The 20326-nt window shown below is 48.0% G+C and carries 30 protein-coding genes; 28 read left to right on the forward strand and 2 right to left on the reverse strand.

Annotated features, from left to right (window positions below; all coding sequences use genetic code 11):
• The first annotated feature begins 29 nt into the window (after window positions 1-29).
• From rpsH to KQJ23_RS20340, 25 genes are all read left to right on the forward strand, one after another.
• On the forward strand, window positions 30-428 hold the full coding sequence (gene rpsH, locus KQJ23_RS20220; RefSeq protein WP_044482511.1) for a 30S ribosomal protein S8: 399 nt from the start codon (window positions 30-32) through the stop codon (window positions 426-428).
• A 30-nt stretch (window positions 429-458) separates the two neighbouring features.
• Window positions 459-1001, forward strand: a complete 543-nt coding sequence (gene rplF, locus KQJ23_RS20225) for a 50S ribosomal protein L6 (RefSeq protein WP_216480754.1) — start codon at window positions 459-461, stop codon at window positions 999-1001.
• A gap of 91 nt (window positions 1002-1092) precedes the next feature.
• Complete coding sequence (gene rplR, locus KQJ23_RS20230; RefSeq protein ID WP_081671879.1) at window positions 1093-1461, forward strand: 50S ribosomal protein L18; 369 nt, start codon at window positions 1093-1095, stop codon at window positions 1459-1461.
• Window positions 1462-1488: 27 nt separating this feature from the next.
• Window positions 1489-1986, forward strand: a complete 498-nt coding sequence (gene rpsE, locus KQJ23_RS20235; RefSeq protein WP_044482508.1) for a 30S ribosomal protein S5 — start codon at window positions 1489-1491, stop codon at window positions 1984-1986.
• 12 nt (window positions 1987-1998) lie between these two features.
• The gene (rpmD, locus tag KQJ23_RS20240) at window positions 1999-2184 is read left to right on the forward strand and encodes a 50S ribosomal protein L30 (protein WP_044482507.1); all 186 of its coding nucleotides are present in this window, start codon (window positions 1999-2001) and stop codon (window positions 2182-2184) included.
• 50 nt (window positions 2185-2234) lie between these two features.
• A complete protein-coding gene (gene rplO, locus KQJ23_RS20245) occupies window positions 2235-2675 on the forward strand; it encodes a 50S ribosomal protein L15 (protein ID WP_216480755.1) in 441 nt (146 codons plus the stop codon).
• A complete protein-coding gene (gene secY / locus KQJ23_RS20250; RefSeq protein ID WP_216480756.1) occupies window positions 2675-3976 on the forward strand; it encodes a preprotein translocase subunit SecY in 1302 nt (433 codons plus the stop codon). Before rplO ends, secY begins: the two co-directional genes overlap by 1 nt.
• A gap of 95 nt (window positions 3977-4071) precedes the next feature.
• A complete protein-coding gene (locus KQJ23_RS20255; protein ID WP_216480757.1) occupies window positions 4072-4716 on the forward strand; it encodes an adenylate kinase in 645 nt (214 codons plus the stop codon).
• 5 nt (window positions 4717-4721) lie between these two features.
• Window positions 4722-5474, forward strand: coding sequence for a type I methionyl aminopeptidase (map, locus tag KQJ23_RS20260; protein ID WP_044482503.1), 753 nt, complete (start codon window positions 4722-4724; stop codon window positions 5472-5474).
• Between the two features lie 3 nt (window positions 5475-5477).
• The gene (locus KQJ23_RS20265; RefSeq protein ID WP_044482502.1) at window positions 5478-5792 is read left to right on the forward strand and encodes a KOW domain-containing RNA-binding protein; all 315 of its coding nucleotides are present in this window, start codon (window positions 5478-5480) and stop codon (window positions 5790-5792) included.
• Window positions 5793-5794: 2 nt separating this feature from the next.
• Entirely contained in the window at window positions 5795-6010 is a 216-nt protein-coding gene (infA, locus tag KQJ23_RS20270) for a translation initiation factor IF-1 (protein WP_006212898.1), read from the forward strand.
• A gap of 157 nt (window positions 6011-6167) precedes the next feature.
• Entirely contained in the window at window positions 6168-6281 is a 114-nt protein-coding gene (gene rpmJ, locus KQJ23_RS20275) for a 50S ribosomal protein L36 (RefSeq protein ID WP_003333770.1), read from the forward strand.
• Between the two features lie 20 nt (window positions 6282-6301).
• Window positions 6302-6670 (forward strand): 30S ribosomal protein S13, encoded by a 369-nt coding sequence (rpsM, locus tag KQJ23_RS20280; protein ID WP_044482501.1) that lies wholly within the window; start codon window positions 6302-6304, stop codon window positions 6668-6670.
• Between the two features lie 19 nt (window positions 6671-6689).
• Complete coding sequence (rpsK, locus tag KQJ23_RS20285; RefSeq protein ID WP_018753969.1) at window positions 6690-7085, forward strand: 30S ribosomal protein S11; 396 nt, start codon at window positions 6690-6692, stop codon at window positions 7083-7085.
• 131 nt (window positions 7086-7216) lie between these two features.
• Window positions 7217-8161, forward strand: coding sequence for a DNA-directed RNA polymerase subunit alpha (locus KQJ23_RS20290; protein WP_044482500.1), 945 nt, complete (start codon window positions 7217-7219; stop codon window positions 8159-8161).
• A gap of 37 nt (window positions 8162-8198) precedes the next feature.
• Entirely contained in the window at window positions 8199-8564 is a 366-nt protein-coding gene (gene rplQ / locus KQJ23_RS20295) for a 50S ribosomal protein L17 (protein WP_044482499.1), read from the forward strand.
• A 323-nt stretch (window positions 8565-8887) separates the two neighbouring features.
• On the forward strand, window positions 8888-9718 hold the full coding sequence (gene truA, locus KQJ23_RS20300; RefSeq protein ID WP_216480758.1) for a tRNA pseudouridine(38-40) synthase TruA: 831 nt from the start codon (window positions 8888-8890) through the stop codon (window positions 9716-9718).
• A gap of 77 nt (window positions 9719-9795) precedes the next feature.
• Window positions 9796-10161, forward strand: coding sequence for a TFIIB-type zinc ribbon-containing protein (locus tag KQJ23_RS20305; RefSeq protein ID WP_216480759.1), 366 nt, complete (start codon window positions 9796-9798; stop codon window positions 10159-10161).
• A 229-nt stretch (window positions 10162-10390) separates the two neighbouring features.
• Entirely contained in the window at window positions 10391-10828 is a 438-nt protein-coding gene (rplM, locus tag KQJ23_RS20310; RefSeq protein ID WP_212943478.1) for a 50S ribosomal protein L13, read from the forward strand.
• 20 nt (window positions 10829-10848) lie between these two features.
• Window positions 10849-11241 carry a 30S ribosomal protein S9 gene (gene rpsI / locus KQJ23_RS20315; protein ID WP_044482495.1) on the forward strand — a complete coding sequence of 131 codons (393 nt, stop codon included), beginning with the start codon at window positions 10849-10851 and terminating at the stop codon, window positions 11239-11241.
• 169 nt (window positions 11242-11410) lie between these two features.
• Window positions 11411-12289: an FMN-binding protein gene (locus KQJ23_RS20320; RefSeq protein WP_216480760.1), complete on the forward strand. Its 879-nt coding sequence runs from the start codon at window positions 11411-11413 to the stop codon at window positions 12287-12289.
• Window positions 12290-12441: 152 nt separating this feature from the next.
• Complete coding sequence (locus tag KQJ23_RS20325) at window positions 12442-13134, forward strand: phosphoadenylyl-sulfate reductase (protein ID WP_216480761.1); 693 nt, start codon at window positions 12442-12444, stop codon at window positions 13132-13134.
• Between the two features lie 13 nt (window positions 13135-13147).
• Complete coding sequence (gene sat / locus KQJ23_RS20330) at window positions 13148-14317, forward strand: sulfate adenylyltransferase (RefSeq protein ID WP_216480762.1); 1170 nt, start codon at window positions 13148-13150, stop codon at window positions 14315-14317.
• Between the two features lie 79 nt (window positions 14318-14396).
• A complete protein-coding gene (cwlD, locus tag KQJ23_RS20335) occupies window positions 14397-15170 on the forward strand; it encodes an N-acetylmuramoyl-L-alanine amidase CwlD (RefSeq protein WP_216480763.1) in 774 nt (257 codons plus the stop codon).
• Between the two features lie 57 nt (window positions 15171-15227).
• Window positions 15228-16346 carry an Mrp/NBP35 family ATP-binding protein gene (locus tag KQJ23_RS20340; RefSeq protein ID WP_283571215.1) on the forward strand — a complete coding sequence of 373 codons (1119 nt, stop codon included), beginning with the start codon at window positions 15228-15230 and terminating at the stop codon, window positions 16344-16346.
• Window positions 16347-16383: 37 nt separating this feature from the next.
• Here the strand turns inward: KQJ23_RS20340 and gerD are convergent, their stop codons facing one another.
• Window positions 16384-17202: a spore germination lipoprotein GerD gene (gene gerD, locus KQJ23_RS20345; protein WP_216480764.1), complete on the reverse strand. Its 819-nt coding sequence runs from the start codon at window positions 17200-17202 to the stop codon at window positions 16384-16386.
• Window positions 17203-17331: 129 nt separating this feature from the next.
• Between gerD and KQJ23_RS20350 the strand changes: the two genes are divergently transcribed.
• Window positions 17332-17955 carry a KinB-signaling pathway activation protein gene (locus KQJ23_RS20350; protein ID WP_216480765.1) on the forward strand — a complete coding sequence of 208 codons (624 nt, stop codon included), beginning with the start codon at window positions 17332-17334 and terminating at the stop codon, window positions 17953-17955.
• Between the two features lie 68 nt (window positions 17956-18023).
• Here KQJ23_RS20350 and pdaB read toward each other — a convergent pair whose 3' ends face one another.
• Entirely contained in the window at window positions 18024-18833 is an 810-nt protein-coding gene (gene pdaB / locus KQJ23_RS20355) for a polysaccharide deacetylase family sporulation protein PdaB (RefSeq protein WP_216480766.1), read from the reverse strand.
• Window positions 18834-18953: 120 nt separating this feature from the next.
• Here pdaB and KQJ23_RS20360 point away from each other — a divergent pair, with 120 nt between their 5' ends.
• Both KQJ23_RS20360 and KQJ23_RS20365 read left to right on the forward strand, forming a co-directional pair.
• Window positions 18954-19574: a stage II sporulation protein M gene (locus KQJ23_RS20360; protein ID WP_249529937.1), complete on the forward strand. Its 621-nt coding sequence runs from the start codon at window positions 18954-18956 to the stop codon at window positions 19572-19574.
• A gap of 186 nt (window positions 19575-19760) precedes the next feature.
• A complete protein-coding gene (locus KQJ23_RS20365) occupies window positions 19761-19970 on the forward strand; it encodes a hypothetical protein (protein ID WP_044482486.1) in 210 nt (69 codons plus the stop codon).
• Window positions 19971-20326: the final 356 nt, after the last annotated feature.

Raw genomic sequence — 20326 nt, forward strand, 5'->3', positions numbered from 1 at the left:
CATCAACAACGGGAAGGAGGTTTACACTAATGACTATGTCTGATCCTATTGCAGATATGCTTACTCGTATTCGTAACGCGAACACGGTTCGCCACGAAACAGTAGAACTGCCTGCATCCACGATTAAGAAGCAAATCGCTGAAATCCTGAAGCGTGAAGGTTTCATTCGCGACGCAGAATATATCGATGACAACAAACAAGGGTTGATTCGTATTTTCCTGAAATACGGCCCGAACAATGAGCGCGTTATTACTGGACTTAAGAGAATCAGTAAGCCTGGCCTTCGCGTGTATACGAAGAGCAACGAAGTTCCTCGTGTACTCGGCGGTTTGGGAATCGCGATTGTCTCCACGTCCAAGGGAGTTATGACGGACAAGGAAGCTCGTCAGGCGAAAGCTGGCGGCGAAGTTGTCTGCTACGTTTGGTAATTAACGTCACAAAACAAGGAGGTGCAGCAAATGTCTCGTATTGGTCGCAAACCAATTACAGTACCAAGTGGTGTGGATATCACACTTAATAATAGTCTCATTACGGTAAAAGGCCCTAAAGGCACTTTGACCCGTGAGCTTCACAAGGACATGAAGGTTTCGGTTGAAGATAACCAAATCCTTGTCGAGCGTCCTTCCGACAACAAATTACATCGTTCCCTGCACGGTACAACCCGTAGCGTAGTGAACAACATGGTGAGCGGAGTAACCGAAGGTTTCACCAAAACTCTCGAGCTTGTTGGTGTCGGTTACCGTGCCAGCAAATCCGGTGAGAAACTGGTTCTGAACGTAGGCTACTCTCATCCGGTTGAAATCACGCCGGAAGCTGGGATTACGTTTGAAGTTCCAACGAACACGAAGATCATCGTGAGCGGAATCAATAAAGAGCGCGTAGGCGAGTATGCTGCGAATATCCGTGCTGTCCGTGCACCTGAACCTTATAAAGGCAAAGGGATTAAGTACGAAGGCGAACGTATCATTCGTAAAGAAGGTAAAGCTGGTAAGAAGAAATAAGCCTTATAATCGAAGGCTGCTTCTTCTTGCTTCTTGACTTGTACGGCCGCGCATGGCGTGAAGGTAAACCGAAGGGAGTGAAATGGAAGTCATGATTACAAAAGGCGATAAGAACAAAGCACGTCTGAAAAGACATTTGCGTGTACGTAAGAAAATCCAAGGAACGGCTGAGCGTCCTAGATTGAACGTATACCGTTCTTCCAAACATATCTATGCTCAATTGATCGATGATGTAGCAGGTGTAACCCTGGTATCCGCTTCGACAGTTGACAAGGAAATCAGCAGCGAAATCAACAATGGCGGCAATGTCGAATCCGCACGTAAAGTCGGAGAACTGGTTGCTAAGCGCGCTACCGAAAAGGGCGTGAAGGTTGTTGTTTTTGACCGCGGAGGATACTTGTACCATGGACGGATTCAAGCATTGGCTGATGCAGCTCGCGAAGCAGGTCTTGAATTCTAATATTATTTTAAAAAGGAGGTTAACGACTTGCGTGTAGATCCTAACACTTTAGAACTGACAGAAAGAGTTGTAAATATTAACCGCGTAGCTAAAGTAGTAAAAGGCGGACGTCGTTTCAGCTTCAGCGCACTTGTTGTTGTCGGTGACGGCAAAGGCTGGGTTGGCGCTGGTATCGGTAAAGCTGGCGAAGTTCCTGATGCGATCCGTAAAGGAATTGAAGATGCCAAGAAGAATCTTGTGCATGTTCCGCTTGTAGGAACAACTATTCCTCACCTTGTTACCGGACATTTCGGTGCAGGCCGCGTGCTGTTGAAGCCGGCTTCCGAAGGTACCGGAGTTATCGCAGGCGGTCCTGTTCGTGCAGTACTTGAGCTGGCAGGCGTAGGCGACATTTTAACTAAATCACTGGGTTCTTCGAATTCCATCAACATGGTCAATGCAACTTTGGAGGGCTTGTCCCGTCTGAAGCGTGCTGAGGATGTTGCGAAATTGCGCGGTAAAACCGTCGAAGAACTTCTCGGTTAAGGAGGGAATCTCATGGCTAAACTGCAAATTACCCTCGTACGTAGTTTGATCGGTCGTCCGGAGAACCAACGTACTACCGTGAAAACTTTGGGACTTCGCAAAATCAACCAGTCCGTGGTTCACAACGATAATCCAGCCATCCGTGGCATGGTTAATCAAGTAAGCCACCTGGTTTCTGTTCAAGAAATCACTGAATAGTCACTGTACTACTCAGTGAATCAACATCTAATAAGGAGGTGCAACGAACGATGAAGTTACATGAGCTCTCCCCAGCTGCAGGTTCCCGTCATGAGCGTAAGCGTGTTGGACGCGGTACCGGTAGCGGCATGGGTAAAACATCTACACGTGGCCATAAAGGTCAAAATGCTCGTTCCGGCGGTGGTGTACGTCCGGGCTTCGAAGGCGGACAAAACCCGTTGTATCGTCGCTTGCCAAAACGTGGATTTAACAATCCTACGCGGAAAGAGTACGCGATTGTGAACATCGAAGAACTTAACAACTTTGCTGCGGGTACGGAAGTAACTCCTGAACTGTTGTCTGAACAAGGAATCGTGAAGAACGCGCTGAGCGGAATCAAGATCCTTGGCAATGGCGAAGTAACTGTCAAGCTGACAGTTAAAGCGAATAAGTTCTCTCAATCTGCGGTAGAGAAAATCGAGGCTGCCGGCGGTAAAACCGAGGTGATCTAATGTTTAAAACATTGAAGAACATTTGGCACGTTCAGGATCTCCGTAACCGGATCCTATTCACCCTGTTCGTATTCATTATTTTCCGGATCGGTTCCTTTGTTCCGGTTCCTGGTGTGGATGCTTCCGTATTTCAAAATACCGGCAATGCCGGTGCAGAAAACCTGTTAGGACTCCTGAACACATTCTCGGGCGGCGCTCTAAAGAACTTCTCGATTTTTGCCCTCGGGATTATGCCGTACATTACGGCTTCCATCATTGTTCAGCTCCTCTCCATGGACGTTATTCCGAAATTTGCGGAATGGGCGAAGCAAGGAGAGCACGGCAAGAAGAAAATGGCTCAGGTTACTCGTTACGGTACGGTTGTTCTCGCGTTGATTCAAGCGTTTGCCACTTCGGTCGGCTTTAACCGTATGTACAACATCGAGATGGTACCTAATGCTACCTTTGCTGATTATCTTGTGATTGCCATTGTACTGACGGCAGGTACGTCCTTCCTGATGTGGCTTGGCGAGCAGATTACCGAGAAGGGAATCGGCAACGGGATTTCGTTGATTATCTTCGCCGGGATCGTAGCCGCTATTCCTCACCACATTGAGTCGATTGCAAAATCGGAGTTCATCGTTGAGGGTCAAACCTTCATGAATGTGGTTAAATCGATCGGTATTCTTCTTGTTTGTGTGTTGATCGTAATCGGCGTTATTTACATTCAACAAGCGATTCGGAAAATTCCGGTACAATATGCTAAACGTGTTGTAGGTAACAAAATGTATGGCGGCCAGAATACGCACATTCCGCTGAAGATCAACGCAGCGGGCGTTATTCCGGTAATCTTCGCTGTATCCCTGTTGCAATTCCCGGTTGTGATCGCCAACTTCTGGTCGACGCATAGTTGGGCGAAGTGGATTATGGCCAATCTGTCCACCAGTCACCCGCTTGGGATGGTTCTCTATGTTGTCATGATCATCGGCTTCACATTCTTCTATACTTTTGTACAGATGAATCCGCAGCAGATGGCTGAGAACATGAAGAAGAACGGTGGATATATTCCGGGAATCCGTCCTGGTAAAACAACCGAGGTATACCTGACCAAGGTATTGACTCGTTTGACAATGACAGGCGCGTTGTTCCTTGCGGCGATCTCCGTACTTCCTGTAGGCTTGGGAGCTTTGGCTAACCTGCCTCAAAGTGTACAGATCGGCGGTACTTCGATCCTGATCGTTATCGGGGTTGCACTTGATACGATGAAGACGATCGAAAGCCAGTTGATCAAACGTCACTACAAAGGCTTTATTAATAAGTAAGCGATAGGTACCAGGTCTGAGCTCGCAAGAGATCGCTCCTGGCGCCTATTGTTATGTTTCTTGAAATGGATTGTAATCTGGAGGGAGTGATAGACATGAACATTCTATTCATGGGGCCTCCTGGAGCAGGGAAAGGGACACAAGCAGAAGTCATTGTGAACCAGTTCGGTATTCCGCACATCTCTACCGGAGATGCGTTTCGTCTGGCCATCAAGCAGGGAACCCCTGTGGGGCTCAAGGCAAAGGAATACATGGATCAAGGACTTCTGGTGCCTGATGATGTAACGGTCGGTATTGTTCGCGAACGTCTGCAGCAGTCCGATTGCGAAAAAGGTTTCTTATTGGACGGTTTTCCAAGAACCCTTTCGCAAGCGGAATCGCTGGAGGAGCTGCTTGGCGGATTAGGCAAGCAGCTGGATCATGTCATCAACCTGAAGGTAGACCGCAACAAGCTGCTGGCTCGTCTGACTGGACGCCGCCTTTGCAAAGCTTGCGGAGCTACTTATCATGTGATCTTCAATCCTCCTGTTCAGGAAGGTGTTTGTGATAAGTGCGGCGGTGAGTTGTACCAACGTTCCGATGATAACGAAGAGAGCGTAGGAACACGGCTGGACGAGTATATCAACAAAACGGCACCTCTCCTCAAGTTTTATGAAGATAAGGGCCTGTTGCGTCAAGTAGATGGAGAACAGGAAATCGGAGCGGTTTCAGAAGAAATCGTGTCCATACTGCGAGGTTAGGTGTAATGATCATTTGTAAATCCGAAACGGAACTGGGCTTTATGCGCGAAGCGGGACGAATTGTAGCGGAAACGCACAGACTGATTGCTAAGTCGATTGAGCCGGGAATTACGACGGGGGAACTCGATCAGATCGCCGATAAATTCATTCGCAGTCAACATGCGGTGCCTTCTTTCAAGGGATATAACGGTTTTCCTTCTAGCATCTGTGCTTCAGTCAATGAAGAATTGGTACACGGTTTTCCCGGCAAACGCAAATTGAACGAAGGCGACATCATCACGCTTGATATCGGTGCAGAATTCCGTGGCTTCCATGGAGATTCGGCATGGACCTATCCGGTAGGTCAAATATCTGAAGAAGCCCAGCGGCTTCTGGATGTGACTGAAGGTTCCCTGTATGCCGGCCTGGCACTGGTCAAACCTGATGTACGCTTGTACACTATTTCGCATGCGATCCAGCAGTTCATTGAGGATGCGGGATTCTCCGTCGTGCGTGAATATGTCGGTCATGGTATCGGCAAGGATCTGCATGAGGAGCCGCAAATTCCGAACTACGGAAGTCCGGATCGGGGGCCACGGCTTAAGCCTGGCATGGTACTGGCAATCGAGCCGATGGTTAACGCCGGTAAACGGTACGTAAGAACGTTGGAAGATAATTGGACTGTGGTGACGGTTGACGGATCACTGTGCGCTCATTTCGAGCATACAGTAGCAGTTACGCCGGATGGTCTTGAGATTTTCACTAAACTGGATGCGTAGGTGATGAGCTTGAAGCACAGCACAGAGGCGCAGATCGGTCAATTGGTGAAAGCTTTGAAGGGCAGAGATGCTGAAGCGGTTTATGTGATTGTCGGAATTGTGGATGAGAAATTCGTCCTCATTGCAGACGGAGACAAACGCAAATTCGATCAACCGAAACGTAAAAACATTCAGCACCTTAACCTCCAGCCGATGATCAGCAGCGAAGTTGTTCATAGTTTGCAAGAGAGCGGCAGAGTGACAAATGCCAAGCTGCGTTACGCGGTTCAAGCATTTCGTCAGGCTGAGGGCTCCAATGCCGAAGAGAAAGGGGAATGACAGTGGCCAAGGAAGATGTAATTGAAGTTGAAGGTACAGTTATTGAGCCGTTGCCGAATGCTACTTTTAAAGTAGAGCTGGAAAACGGACATCAAATTCTTGCTCATGTATCCGGCAAGCTGCGTATGCACTTTATCCGGATTCTGACAGGAGACAAAGTTGTTGTTCAATTGTCGCCTTATGACCTGACTAAAGGTCGTATTACGTATCGTAAATAGATTCCAATACCATTTGGAATAAATATGTGTTATGATATTCAGGTTGAGTAATTTAGAACATCTAAATTTACTTCTAATGCCTGTTTTACATTCGTAAAACTGAGTTTATCCTTACGAAGTGAGTTTTGCTCCGCAAAACTTTAAGGAGGTAATCAACATGAAGGTAAGACCTTCTGTGAAGCCTATCTGCGAAAAATGCAAAGTCATTCGTCGCAAAGGCAATGTTATGGTGATTTGCGAAAATCCGAAACACAAACAAAAACAAGGTTAAAGAAGGGGGTGTAGCGTAAAATGGCACGTATAGCTGGTGTGGATTTGCCACGTGATAAGCGCGTTGAGATCGCCTTGACTTACATTTTCGGAATCGGTAAAACGACTTCCCAGAAAATCCTGTCCGAGACAGGCATCAGTCCGAACACTCGTGTTCGTGATTTGACGGAAGATGAGGTTAGCAAACTACGCGAAACGATCGACAAAACGGTTAAGGTTGAAGGTGACCTGCGTCGTGAAATTTCCTTAAATATTAAGCGTCTGATTGAAATTGGCTGCTACCGCGGTGTTCGTCATCGTCGCGGCTTGCCTGTTCGCGGACAACGTACTAAGACGAATGCTCGTACTCGTAAGGGTCCTCGTCGTACAGTAGCGAACAAGAAGAAATAAGAAGGAGGGATAACAGACAATGGCTAAACCAAAAAAGGTCGTACGTACAAAACGTCGTGACCGTAAAAATATTGAATCCGGTGTGGCACATATCCGCTCCACCTTCAATAACACGATCGTCACCATTACGGATCCGCACGGTAACGCAATTTCCTGGGCAAGCTCCGGCGGTCTTGGATTTAAGGGTTCCCGTAAATCGACTCCGTTCGCCGCTCAAATGGCTGCGGAATCGGCTGCAAAAGCCGCTATGGAACATGGCATGAAGAGCGTCGAAGTTATGGTTAAAGGTCCTGGAGCCGGCCGTGAAGCCGCTATCCGCTCCTTGCAAGCTGCGGGCCTTGAAGTAAACATGATTAAAGACGTGACTCCAATTCCTCATAACGGTTGCCGTCCTCCAAAACGCCGTCGTGTATAATTGAAGCCGCCTCTAGTGTGGTATAACAACATCATAATTGGTAACAATGGTTGTTTAGGCATACTACATGATAGACTTCAAGGATCACATGACCGTTTGTAAGGAACGACGTTTGAAGGAGGGGTACTTTCGTGATAGAAATCGAAAAGCCGAAAATCGAGACCGTAGAAGTTAGCGATAACGGCACCTATGGGAAATTTGTAGTAGAACCACTTGAGCGTGGATATGGCACGACACTGGGCAACTCGCTTCGCCGGATTTTGCTCTCTTCTCTACCGGGTGCTGCGGTAACCTCGGTCCAAATCGATGGTGTTCTGCATGAATTCGCGACCATTCCAGGTGTAATGGAAGACGTCACGGAAATCATTCTGAACCTGAAGGCTCTTTCGCTCAAAATCCACTCCGATGAAGAGAAAATTCTCGAAATCGATGCGGAAGGCGAAGGTGTCATTACGGCGGGAGATATCCGTGCGGACAGCGATGTCGAAATTTTGAACCCGGATCTTCATATTGCAACATTGGAGCCGGGCTCCAGACTTCACATGCGCATTTATGCCGGCCGCGGTCGTGGTTATGTTCAGGCAGATCGGAATAAACGGGATGATCAACCGATTGGTGTCATTCCTGTCGATTCGATCTATACCCCGATTGCTCGCGTCAATTACGTAGTAGAAAATACACGTGTTGGCCAAGTGACCAACTACGACAAGCTGACGCTTGAAGTATGGACCGATGGCAGCATCAGACCTGAAGAAGCGGTAAGTCTCGGTGCCAAGATTTTGACCGAGCATCTCTTCCTGTTCGTGGGTCTCACGGATGAAGCGAAGGACGCAGAAATCATGGTCGAAAAAGAAGAAGACAAGAAAGAAAAAGTTCTTGAAATGACGATTGAAGAGCTCGATCTCTCCGTTCGTTCCTATAACTGCCTCAAGCGTGCCGGAATTAACACGGTACAAGAACTGACTACGAAGACAGAAGAAGATATGATGAAGGTGCGTAACCTGGGTCGTAAGTCTTTGGAAGAAGTTCAAGAGAAGCTTGAAGAGCTTGGTTTGGGTCTTCGTACGGAAGAATAATCCTGCTTGAATCGTTCTAGCGAAGGAGGGAAAACTCATGGCATATCAAAAGTTGGGCCGCGATTCCAGTGCGCGTAAAGCTTTGTTCCGTGATCTGGTAACCGACCTGTTCTTATACGAACGCATCCAAACTACGGAGGCGAAAGCGAAGGAAATTCGCTCGATCGCTGAAAAGCTGATCACCAAGGCTAAGCGTGGAGATCTGCATGCTCGTCGTCAAGTGGCTGCATACGTGCGCCGCGAATCGATCGACGGTCAGCAGGATGCAATCCAAAAGCTGTTCTCGGAAATTGCACCTCGCTACTCCGAGCGTCCAGGCGGATACACTCGTATCCTGAAGCTTGGACCGCGCCGCGGCGACTCCGCCCCTATGGTTTACTTGGAATTGGTAGACCGTGCTTAATTAGGGGAGAATCCCTAAGCAACGTTAAACTCTCTGACGGCTTGCCGCTAAAGGCTTTGCCGTAGAGAGTTTTTTGTTGTTTTATCAGGTAAATAGTTAACTATATAAGTTGAACTAGTAAAGTGCACAGAAAGGGCATAAGTGAGAAGTGTTCCGAAGAAGCGGAGCGGTCGCCTTTGTGAGCCGATTTCTCCCCTGTCAGAACTTAGTCAATCAAAGAAATCGGCGAACAACAGCGATCGTAGGAATACTTCACACGTTGCCCCCTGTGTACAATAATTAGTTCAACCTATATAGACTAGGAGATGCGGGGGTGAATTTGCTTGCGCAATTTATTGGCAACGGTCAGCTATGACGGCACAGCTTATTACGGATTTCAGACGCAACCAGGAGGCAATACGGTTCAGGATGCCATCGAACATGCTTTACTTCGACTGACTGGAGAAGTGATCAAAATCCATGGCTCGGGGCGTACGGATGCCGGTGTTCATGCCAGGGCACAGGTGTTTCACTTTCACACGAATTCTATTATCCCGCTGGAGAGGTGGCGTCTTGCCTTGAATGGCCGTCTTCCGGAGGATGTGAGAATTACGGAAATCATCGAGGTGCCGCTGGAGTTTCACGCCAGACGTTCAGCGAAGCGGAAGACGTATCGTTATTCGATCAACGGGAATCGTGTCCCTGATATTTTTGTCAGGAGATATCAGTTGCACCATCCCGGCAAGCTTAACGTGGAAGCGATGCGTAAGGGGCTGGAGCACCTCGTTGGAACGTATGACTTCACATCCTTTGCCTCCAGACACTCCACGAAGACTAGCCATGTTCGTACCATCCTTGAGGCGCGCCTTGAGGTCGAGCAGAGTGAGCTTACGGCAGGAAGTCATGAGCAGGGAGTCATTCACTTATATGTGACAGGGAACGGATTTCTGCAGCATATGGTTCGTATTATTGTAGGTACGCTGCTTCAGGTGGGAGAAGGCAAACGGACCCCTGAGGATATAAAGAGCATCCTTGCGGCGAAGGATCGTGCTGCTGCAGGACCGACGGCAGAGAGCAAGGGACTCATGCTATGGAATGTGGAATATGATTTCAGCTCGCCGGCGTTAGGGCAATCCGAATGGACTGATGCAGATGATCGTGAGGACGATGAGTAAGATGCTGCAACCACAGCTGAGTTTCTCCGTAATTAGTACAGGAACAAAACTACTCTAATTAAACGGAGGGCCAGCCCATGAAATGTCCAGTATGCAATGATGTTCGGATGCGCGAGGTCGAGAAGGATGGGGTACTGATTGATGTATGCCCTGATTGTAAAGGAGTCTGGCTGGACCGCGGGGAACTGGAAAAGCTGCTTAAGGAGATCAATGATATTCGTCCGTCTTTCCGGGAATGGGAAGAAAGCCGGGGATATGACGAATATGGTCAACAGATGGATCCTAGACATCAGCAGCAGTATTCGAACTATCCGCCAAACCAAGGCTATCCTCAGAACCAGGGGTACCCTCAAGATCGCAACTATAAGCAGAATTATAAAGGCTATCCTAAGCATAAAAAGAAGAAAAATGTGCTAGATGTGTTCGGAGATCTTTTTGATTAAAAATACTTGCGGAAGTGCGCTCGTTACTGTAAAATATAAGTTGTGTTTTCTTGACGGCTATCCCACGGCCCCCAGTTGAGAAGACCGCATTGCAAGAGCTGAGAAATACCTAACTACGAATATGACAACGATCGAAGATAAAGTGTGAACGCGGGCCATGCAGCTGTTAAATCGGCTTGAGACTCGCATCCATGAACCATTTCGGACGAGAATGAAGGAGGATCTTTACATGCGTACCACCTATATGGCGAAGCCAAACGAAGTTGAGCGCAATTGGCACATTATTGATGCCGAAGGCAAGACACTTGGCCGTTTGGCAAGTGAAGCCGCTGCTCTGATCCGCGGCAAACACAAACCACAATTTACTCCACACGTTGATGGCGGTGACTTTGTTGTCATCATCAATGCAGAGAAGATTACTTTGACTGGCAAGAAGCTGGAGAACAAGAAGTACTATCGTCACTCCCTGCATCCAGGCGGCTTGAAAGTTACTGTAGCCAAGGATCTTTTGAATACAAAACCTGAGCGTGTACTTGAATCTGCTGTATTCGGTATGCTGCCTAAGACTCGTCAAGGCGAGAAGATGAAGCTCAGACTGAAAGTTTATGCCGGCACAGAGCATCCACATGCAGCACAAAAACCTGAAGTTTACGAACTTCGCGGATAATTAAAAGGGAGGACAGTTTCATGGCACAAGTACAATACTATGGGACAGGTCGTCGTAAACATTCGGTAGCTCGTGTTCGCCTTGTACCGGGTGAAGGACGCATTGTCATCAATAAACGCGATATCAACGAATATTTCGGTTTGGAAACTCTCAAACTGATCGTTAAACAACCTTTGAACCTGACTGAAACATTGGGCAACTACGATGTCATCGTAATCGCTCATGGCGGCGGTATCTCTGGTCAAGCAGGCGCAATCCGTCACGGTATTTCCCGTGCATTGCTGAAGGCTGACCCTGAATTCCGTCCTGCTTTGAAGAAAGCAGGCTTCCTGACTCGTGACCCACGTATGAAGGAACGTAAGAAATACGGTCTCAAAGCCGCTCGTCGTGCACCACAATTCTCGAAACGTTAATATTCCTGGACTGCAGGAATGCAGAGCCTCCGGCCAATTTGGCACGGAGGTTCTTTTTATACGTATAATGAGCATTTTTTCACATTATGGGTGATTGATTTCACATACATTTTAAGGAATTAGTGATAAACTTCCATTATCAACAATTTTATTCAATGGGGGATAAAACATGAAGAAGGCAATCTTGGTTAGCACGGTAGTACTGCTTATGGCTGCACTGACAGCCTGCGGCGGCAATAAAGCAAATAACAATGCTGCTGATGGCGCGGATAACGGTGCCAATCAACCTGCTACCACAGAGACAACGGCAGGTACGTATGTAGACGGCACTTACAAAGGCATCTATGATCGTAAGGATGTCCGCAACTGGATAGCTTACGTAGAAATTACTGTGAAAGACGGTAAAGTGGAGAAGGCCTATTATGATTACACGAACGAAAATGGTGATTTGAGAACCAATGACGAGAACTATTCAAAGGCGTTCGAGAATGCCAATAAAATGACTCCGCGCGAAGCATTTGATAAGCTTGGAGAGAATCTGGTAAGTGTGCAGGCTGCTGATAAAGTGGATGTGGTATCCGGTGCAACGCATTCCTCCAGAAACTTCAACGAGCTTGCGGCCGCAGCACTTGAAAAAGCAAAAACCGGCGATACAAGCGATGCAGTCGTGAACCTGTATGAAGATGGTACTTACAAGGTAGAGGCTGATGCAATCGATGCTCATGGCTGGAAGCCATTTATCGAATTGGTAATTAAGGACCATAAGATTGATTCCGTGAACTTCGATTATGTGAATGAAGAAGGCGCGATGAAAACAGAAAATGCAGAATATAAAGCGGCGATGGAGCCGCAATCGGGAACTTATCCTGAAAAATATACAGCCGAGCTTGAACAACAACTGATCGATAAGCAATTGATTGGTGATGTAGATGTCATTACTGGCGCTACAACCTCTTCGAATAATTTCCATGCCCTGGTAGAAGTGGCCTTGGACGATATGGCTGAGATTGGTGATACTTCCACGAAGGCTATAACGATTGCAGAATAACCATTTGCAACAAAATGATAAGACCTGACATTTCAAATGTCGGGTCTTTTTTATTGACTTACAGCGATAAACCACTATACTATAAACTATAATTCTAATCTGTTTAGTTGGTTTTATGCTATCATGCTTTTTAAGGAGATGGAGGGTCGATAATGAACTTGCTTGAGAAGGAAGATCTTATTCGTACAAAGGCGGAAGAACTGGAATCGGCATCCCCGGAAGAAATCATCGCATGGGCGATCCGGACATTTCCGAATATTACTTTTGCGTGCAGCTTTGGCGCTGAGGATGTCGTGCTTGTGGATATGCTGCAGAAGATTAGTCCCAAGACAGATATCTTCTATCTGGATACGGACTTTCACTTTAAAGAAACTTATGAGACGCGAGATGCGCTTGCAGACCACTATGAACTGGACTTTGTGCGCGTATCCCCGGTGATTACCCCGGAGGAGCAGGCGCAGCAATTCGGTGATGAGCTATGGAAGGTAGACCCCAATGCCTGCTGCAACATTCGCAAGGTTGAACCTTTAACCCGGATATTGTCTCAATATGATGCATGGATTACAGGGATTCGCAGAGATCAGGCGCCTACCCGGGCAAATGCCAAGAAGATAGAATATGACACCAAGTTTGGGCTGGTTAAATTTAATCCGATCGCAGGCTGGACCAGTGAGGATGTCTGGCAATATATTCGCGATAATAATGTCATCTATAACCCGCTGCATGACCGCAATTATCCAAGCATTGGCTGCGAATACTGCACACGTCAGGTCATGCCTGGCGAGGATCCAAGAGCGGGACGCTGGTCAGACTCTGATAAGACAGAATGCGGACTTCATAAATAAAGGAGAGACAACCATGACGGCAATCTTACCACACGGAGGCAAGCTGATTAACAGACTGGCTTCCGGGGATGAACGTGAACGACTGCTTAAGGAAGCTGCGGAGCTGGAGGCCATTGCGATTACGCCATGGGCCATTTCCGATCTGGATCTCATCGGTGTCGGCGCTTTCTCGCCATTGACCGGATTTATGACAGAGCAAGATTATCGATCTGTAGTTAAAAACATGCGTTTGGCTAATGGAACCGTATGGAGCATTCCGATTACTTTATCGGTCAGTGAGGAGCAGTCCCTTTCGTTGGCTCCGGGCAAGAAAGTTGCTTTAACGGGCGAACAGGATGGAGTCATTTATGGCTTGCTGGAGATTGCCGATGTTTATCGTGTCGATCCGCTTGAAGAAGCGGTGCATGTGTTTAAGACGGATGACAACGAGCATCCCGGGGTGAAGAAATTGCTGGAACGCTCGCCGATATATGTTGGCGGGGAGGTCACCGTACTGAACCGTCCGAAGCCTGATCGCTTTGGCGAGTTCTACTACGACCCGGCAGAGACGCGGAGAATCTTCGCCGAGAAGGGGTGGAATAAGGTTGTCGGCTTCCAGACCCGCAACCCGGTTCACCGGGCTCATGAATATATTCAGAAGAGCGCGCTGGAGATTGTGGACGGACTGTTCCTGAATCCGCTTGTGGGAGAGACGAAGTCGGATGACGTTCCGGCTGATGTGCGTATGAAGAGTTACCTTGTGCTGCTGGATCATTACTATCCTGCAGATCGTTCTTTTCTGGGTGTCTTTCCGGCGGCCATGCGTTATGCGGGACCTAGAGAAGCTATATTCCATGCTATGGTTCGCAAAAATTACGGCTGTACCCACTTTATCGTCGGACGAGATCATGCCGGAGTCGGCGATTATTATGGCACTTATGAAGCACAGGAAATCTTCTCGAACTTTACACCGGAGGAGCTGGGTATCTCGCCATTATTCTTTGAACACAGCTTCTTCTGCACGAAGTGCGGGAATATGGCTTCCAGTAAAACCTGCCCGCATCCAAAGGAAGATCATATGACCTTGTCCGGAACCAAGGTAAGAGGATTGCTCCGGGAAGGCATCTGTCCGCCGCCTGAATTTACCCGTCCGGAAGTGGCTCGGGTGCTGATCGAAGGCATGAGTCATCAAGTCGTTATCTAAGTCCGGTCAACCCGGTATATTTGTCCACCTCGTCCCATATGATGATTAATGTCATTATGGGAACGGAGGTGGCTTTTTTATGGGCTCCAAACACAAGCCGGAACTGTGGATTCATTTTGGACATATTCAGAAGGGATTTATCGCGCTTGGTCTTATCGGCTTACTGATTGGCTTAGCCTTCTATGAGGTGCCTGCGGAACGCGTATCCCAATATTGGAGTCTGCCGCTTGCCGGTCAGACCATTGTTCTGGATGCCGGTCATGGAGGAGCGGATGGCGGTGCTGTCAGTGAGCAAGGGGTGATCGAGAAGGACATTAATCTTGCGGTATCTTTGTATTTACGGGATTATCTGCAACAGGCGGGGGCTATCGTGGTGATGACCCGGGAAGAGGATCGGGACTTGGCTGATTCGGACACAAAGGGCTATAAGAAGCGAAAGACGGAGGATCTCAAGCAGCGGGTGAGATTCATTGAAGAGCAGCAGGCGCGGCTATTCATCAGTATTCATATGAACAGCATCCCTTCGCCGCGCTGGCGAGGAGCGCAGACCTTTTATTATCCCAATCATGGCGACAGTCCTACGCTGGCGGATCTAATTCAGGAAGAGTTGAGACGCAATCTTGAGAATACAGATCGGGTAGCCAAGCAGTCCGACAAATCGGTCTACATTCTGGAAGCCGTGACGATCCCGGCTGCGCTTGTCGAAGTTGGCTTCTTATCTAACCCGGAGGAGGCGTCACTGTTGGGTAATGAATCCTATCAGCGAAAAGTGGCCGCCTCGATATACCAAGGGATCCTCAGATATACTTCCGGAGAACGCAGCGGAACCTCGGCACAGTCTGACAAGAAATGATATAATAATTCATCATAGAGTCCTTATGAGGATAACGATAAAGTCGAGGTGCTGTTATTGATGACAAGGGAGCAACTTGAGGCCATACTTCGTCCAGTCGCTGAGCCTTCTTTGCAGCGTAGCCTGGTTGAAATGCAATGGATTCGGGACATCATGATCAAGGAGGAGCGTATATCGCTTACCGTCGTATGCCTGGATAAGGAAGGCAACAGCCGGCGGCTCGTAGAGGAGCAGATTCGCGCAAGACTTGCGGATGCGGGGATTAAGGATATCCACCTTCGTTTCAGGGAGGCTTCTGAACTGGAGCGCGAACAGGCTGGACAAGATCTGAGTGCGACTACTACAACTGCTGAAGAGCAGGCGCAAGCACAGCCGAAAGGACATGCAGCCGGGTTGGAGAATGTGTCGATTCTTGATCCGGAATCCGGAGTGAAGTTTATCGCGGTCGCCAGCGGCAAGGGAGGCGTGGGCAAATCTACAGTTTCTGTCAACCTTGCAGCGGCGCTGGCACGTTTGGGCAAGCGTGTTGGCTTGATCGATGCGGATATTTACGGATTCAGTGTGCCTGACATGATGGGAATTGAGACGGTACCTCAGGTGGAGGATGGGGCAATCCTTCCGGTGGAGCGTTTCGGGGTGAAGGTGATGTCCATGGGTTTCTTTATTCAGGACAACAACCCTGTAATCTGGCGGGGGCCTATGCTGGGCAAAATGCTTAACCAATTCTTCGCGGATGTTGCTTGGGGGGAGTTGGATTATATGCTGCTTGATTTGCCCCCTGGAACGGGGGATGTTGCTCTCGATGTCCATCAGATGCTTCCGCACAGCAAAGAGATCATCGTTACCACTCCTCATGCCACTGCAGCTTTTGTAGCTGCGAGAGCAGGGGCGATGGCTCTCAAGACCGACCATGAAGTGCTTGGTGTAGTTGAAAATATGGCTTACTATGAGTGCGAAGGCTGCAGCAAGCGGGACTATGTGTTCGGCAGAGGCGGCGGGGCTCGCCTGGCGGAGACACTGCAGACGGAGCTGCTTGCTCAACTGCCCTTGGGGGCGCCGGATAATCATCCTTCCGAGCCTGATTTTTCGCCCTCTGTCTATAAGTCGGATTCAGGTGCGGGGCAGATGTATACTGAGGCAGCACTCAAAATCATCGCCAAATGTGAAGAAGACTGATCCTTAACGGAGCAGTCTTCTTTTTAATTCACCTAAATCAGGAACCTTGATCCTGTTCGTTATCTCCGCCGCTGCCTCCGCCGGACTGCCCCTGATCTTCCCCTTGTCCTCCCTGCTTCTCACCGGACCCCGGCTGCTTCTCAACATTCGGCAGCAGCTGTTGTTGCACGACCGTCTTGAGAAGCTCCATGACCTCCATCTTGAACAAAGGACTCTGCATCGCTTCTTGCATAACTGTCATGGTTTGCTTACGATAATCCGAGGTTTTCGTCAGGTCAAGAAACATCTTCATGACCTCCGGCGACTTCATGATTTCTCCGACAGATTTTTGGTAAGTCGGATCCTTAATCAGTTCCATATGAAGCTGCTTGCTCTGCGAATTAACAGCTTTGGCAAAATCGCCTGCGAATTGCGGATCCGTCATAATCTTCTCCAGCTCGGCTTTGTATTCGGGGGAAGTGATGGTCTCCTTGACGGCCATGCGGATCTGATCGGAAGACTGCCCGGGCAGAATCATGCGTACCCCAAGCGTTGACCCGCTCTGTTGCCCGCTGCCGGATTCCGAGCCTCCTGAGGATTCACCTGATTTGGAGCTGTCCTCTGAATTGCCGGATTCCGAATTGTTCTGATCGTAATTGGCTGAGCCGGACACGCTGTTGCTCCCGCTTAACGCTTCATAAATGGCCCGCTTGCCATCTTCTGTTTTTAAAATATCGATAACCATGGATTTTGTATCCTTATAGCCCACCCCTCCTTGGGAAGAAGAGCCTCCTTGGTCAGAGCCGCAGGCTGTCAGCATGATAGATAATGCAAGTATGCAAATGAACCATATCCTGCTTATGCGCAGTCTTTTCATGGTTCAATCCTCCTTTCGCTCATCGTCACTGTGGTTATTATGCGGCTGGAGAAAAAGATTTATCCTTTCGCCCCCATGGTTTTTTAACGGGATCATTGGTAAAATATTTCTTTAGTGGAGGTGTGACATTTGAACTTGAAAAATTGGATGTACTTGTTCTGGACTACGTTAGCGGTAGGGGCGGCCGGATCGCTGATTGTTGGCCTGCTTATGCAATGGACGGACACCTTGGATATGAACGGAGCGACGGACATACTGGTGAATATCGCCGTACTGCTTGGGGTTGGCGCTATGGTTAGCGTATATTCCCAGATGGGGTTCTTTGCCTATTTAATGCTTAATTACATGGGCAATGGTGTATTCTCCCGCAGAACCTGGCAATATATACAGCTGGGGCTTGCTTTGCTGGCGTGGCTTGAATTGATGTTTTTCCGACTGTTTGTCGGCCGTGAGGGAAAGGGGTCATCAGATATCATCTTTGGGGTGATTCTGCTTGTTATTGCTGTTGGGGTTGGCTATTTCAAGGTGAAAATGACCCATAGTTCCGCATGGATCCCGACACTGTTCTTCATGACTGCTTTTACAATTCTCGAAATTGTCGGTGTGCTGAAGATTGGCGTAGATCAGGCTACATTATGGATCGCCGCACCGCTTATTGCCTGCAATGCTTATCAGATCTTGATTCTCCATCGTGTGCTTAAGCCGCAAAATACATATAAACCCCCGCAGCAGCAGGGGTTGGCAAATGAATGAAATGCATTTGAGCGGGCTGATGAGGGTAACCTCCCTGAAGTCCCTGAAGTCCGCTCTTTTTTTTACTTTTACATGCCTGAGGCAATATCCAGCTGCTGCTGAAGCCAGGCTTGGTCGCGAACCTGCGTTCCATTCACGCCGGCCTCCTGAAGGAGATCGCTGACGGTAACGAACTCATAGCCCTTTTCCCGAAGCTGATCAATAATGACGGGCAATGCTTCATGGGTTTGCTCAACGGAATCACTGGCGTGCATGAGAATGATATCGCCGGGATGCGCCTTGTTCACTACCCTTTTAACAATTGTGTCTACGCCTTTATTCATCCAGTCCTGCGAATCGGTGTCCCATTGGATAACTGTATATCCCAGTTGATCGGCAGTCTTCAGCACGCGCTTATCGAAATCTCCATTCGGAAGGCGCAGGAGTACAGGAGCTTTTCCGGTCACATCGGTTAAAATAGTATGAGCGGCGGTTAATTGCTTCTTAATCTCTTCATCGCTCAACTCGCTGTAGTTCGTATGTTTATGACCGTGGCTTCCGATCTCGTAGCCTTGGGTCTGAATGGCTTTGACCAGCTCCGGATGACTCTTGCTCCAAGGGGAGGATAAGAAGAAGGTCGCTTTGTTAATATTCTTGTCTTTTAAAACCTTAAGGATCGGCTCGGTTCGTTTATCTCCCCAACTGATATCGAAGGTGAGGGCGACGACTTTTTTCTCGGTGGAAATACTGTAGATCGCTGCACCGCTGCTCTCCTCGGAGAATACGGTGACATGATTCTTCTCCACATAAATAATTCCGGCCGCAAATAGGGCCGCAGCAAAAACGAAGAAATACCGTTTGATCTTCTTCCCGTTAAGGACGTAGAAGAAATTGTTCATGGATGGTTGCCCCCTCATTCATTAAGATTGAATTGGTGGATTTGATGGATCCGCTTGTACTACTTTATGCTCGTACTAATTTGAAATATGACCCTGAAGAATGAATTGGAGGATTTATTTATGAAGCTTTCGTTTGGTTTCTTTATGAAGGATTTGTATCGGTATCGGAAAATGATGCTGATTGCATTGATCCTGTTCGTGGCAGGCGTCATCATTGGCACTGTAGGTGCCGAGACTATTGGACGGTGGGTCAATCCGGCGATTCAGCAAATGCAGGAGCATAGCCAAAGATTGTCGGAGTCACCCTCCCCGGAGCAGGGCTTCTTTAAATTTATTTTTCTCAACAATGCCATAAAGTCGGTCGCCGTCATCTTCCTGGGTGCGTTGCTGGGCGTGTATCCGGTCCTGTTCCTCGTTATGAACGGATTAGTGATCGGTTACCTGTTATCTGAGTTAGGGCGCCAAGGTGAGGATGTGTTTCATTTAGTATTCTATGGTCTGCTGCCGCATGGGATTATCGAGATCCCTGCAATTATCATCGCGGCCGGATTCGGAATGCAGTTTGGTTATACCGTTCTGAAATGGTTGGGGGAACTAGGAGGGGCAAGAGAAGAAGGAGAGAAAAGCGTGGTATGGCGCGGCTTTCTTGCTTCAGCGGTGCGAGGGGCATTCTGGATTGTGATCCTTCTCTTGCTTGCGGCGGGGATCGAAAGTGTGATTACGTACAATTTAATGAAATAGGGAGTCATAAAATTTCCAGAAAGTGAGCATAACAGTAAAGCGGTTCTATAGAAACAGGTTTATTGGGAAAGGTAACGGGTTAATCATTACCCAAGAGTACATACATGCGAGTGCGCACGAGCGCTAATTGATGCTGCCTATATCCTGTTACAATCGCTATTTCGTCGAAAGAGGAGCTGTGTGGTTATGCTGGGAATGATGTTTAATGATAAAGAATGCAAGGAACTCGATTATGTTCTTCGCAAGGAATTGGATGAGATGCTGCTGGATCTGAGCGACCAGCGGCTAGACCAAGATATTCGCCGCGCGATTGCTAATCGGTATAAGACTGTCTTCCGGATGTATGCCCGCTTTGCCCCTTCCAAGGAATTGTCCAAATATGCCCGAAGAGGGTAGTTCACATTAAATAAACAATAGGATATAATTGGATTTGACTTCATAGGCAAGCATGTGGTAAATTATCAAACGTTCCGCTTTTTTCGCAGAACGCATGGTTATTGCAGGGTAAGTACTGAAGAGAAAAAACTTCTAAAAAAACTCTTGCAAAAACCGAACTCAGTATGGTATATTATAAAAGTCGCCGCTAAGACAGCGCGGTGATGAAATGAAGCGATTAAACATCGCAAAGTTGATCTTTGAAAACTGAACAACGAGTGAGTATTATAAGAGAATTAATCATTCTCGTCAGTATTGAAATGAGCAAGTCAAACACCTTAATGGAGAGTTTGATCCTGGCTCAGGACGAACGCTGG

This window comes from Paenibacillus brevis (genome assembly GCF_018919145.1).
Classification (GTDB): domain Bacteria; phylum Bacillota; class Bacilli; order Paenibacillales; family Paenibacillaceae; genus Fontibacillus; species Fontibacillus brevis.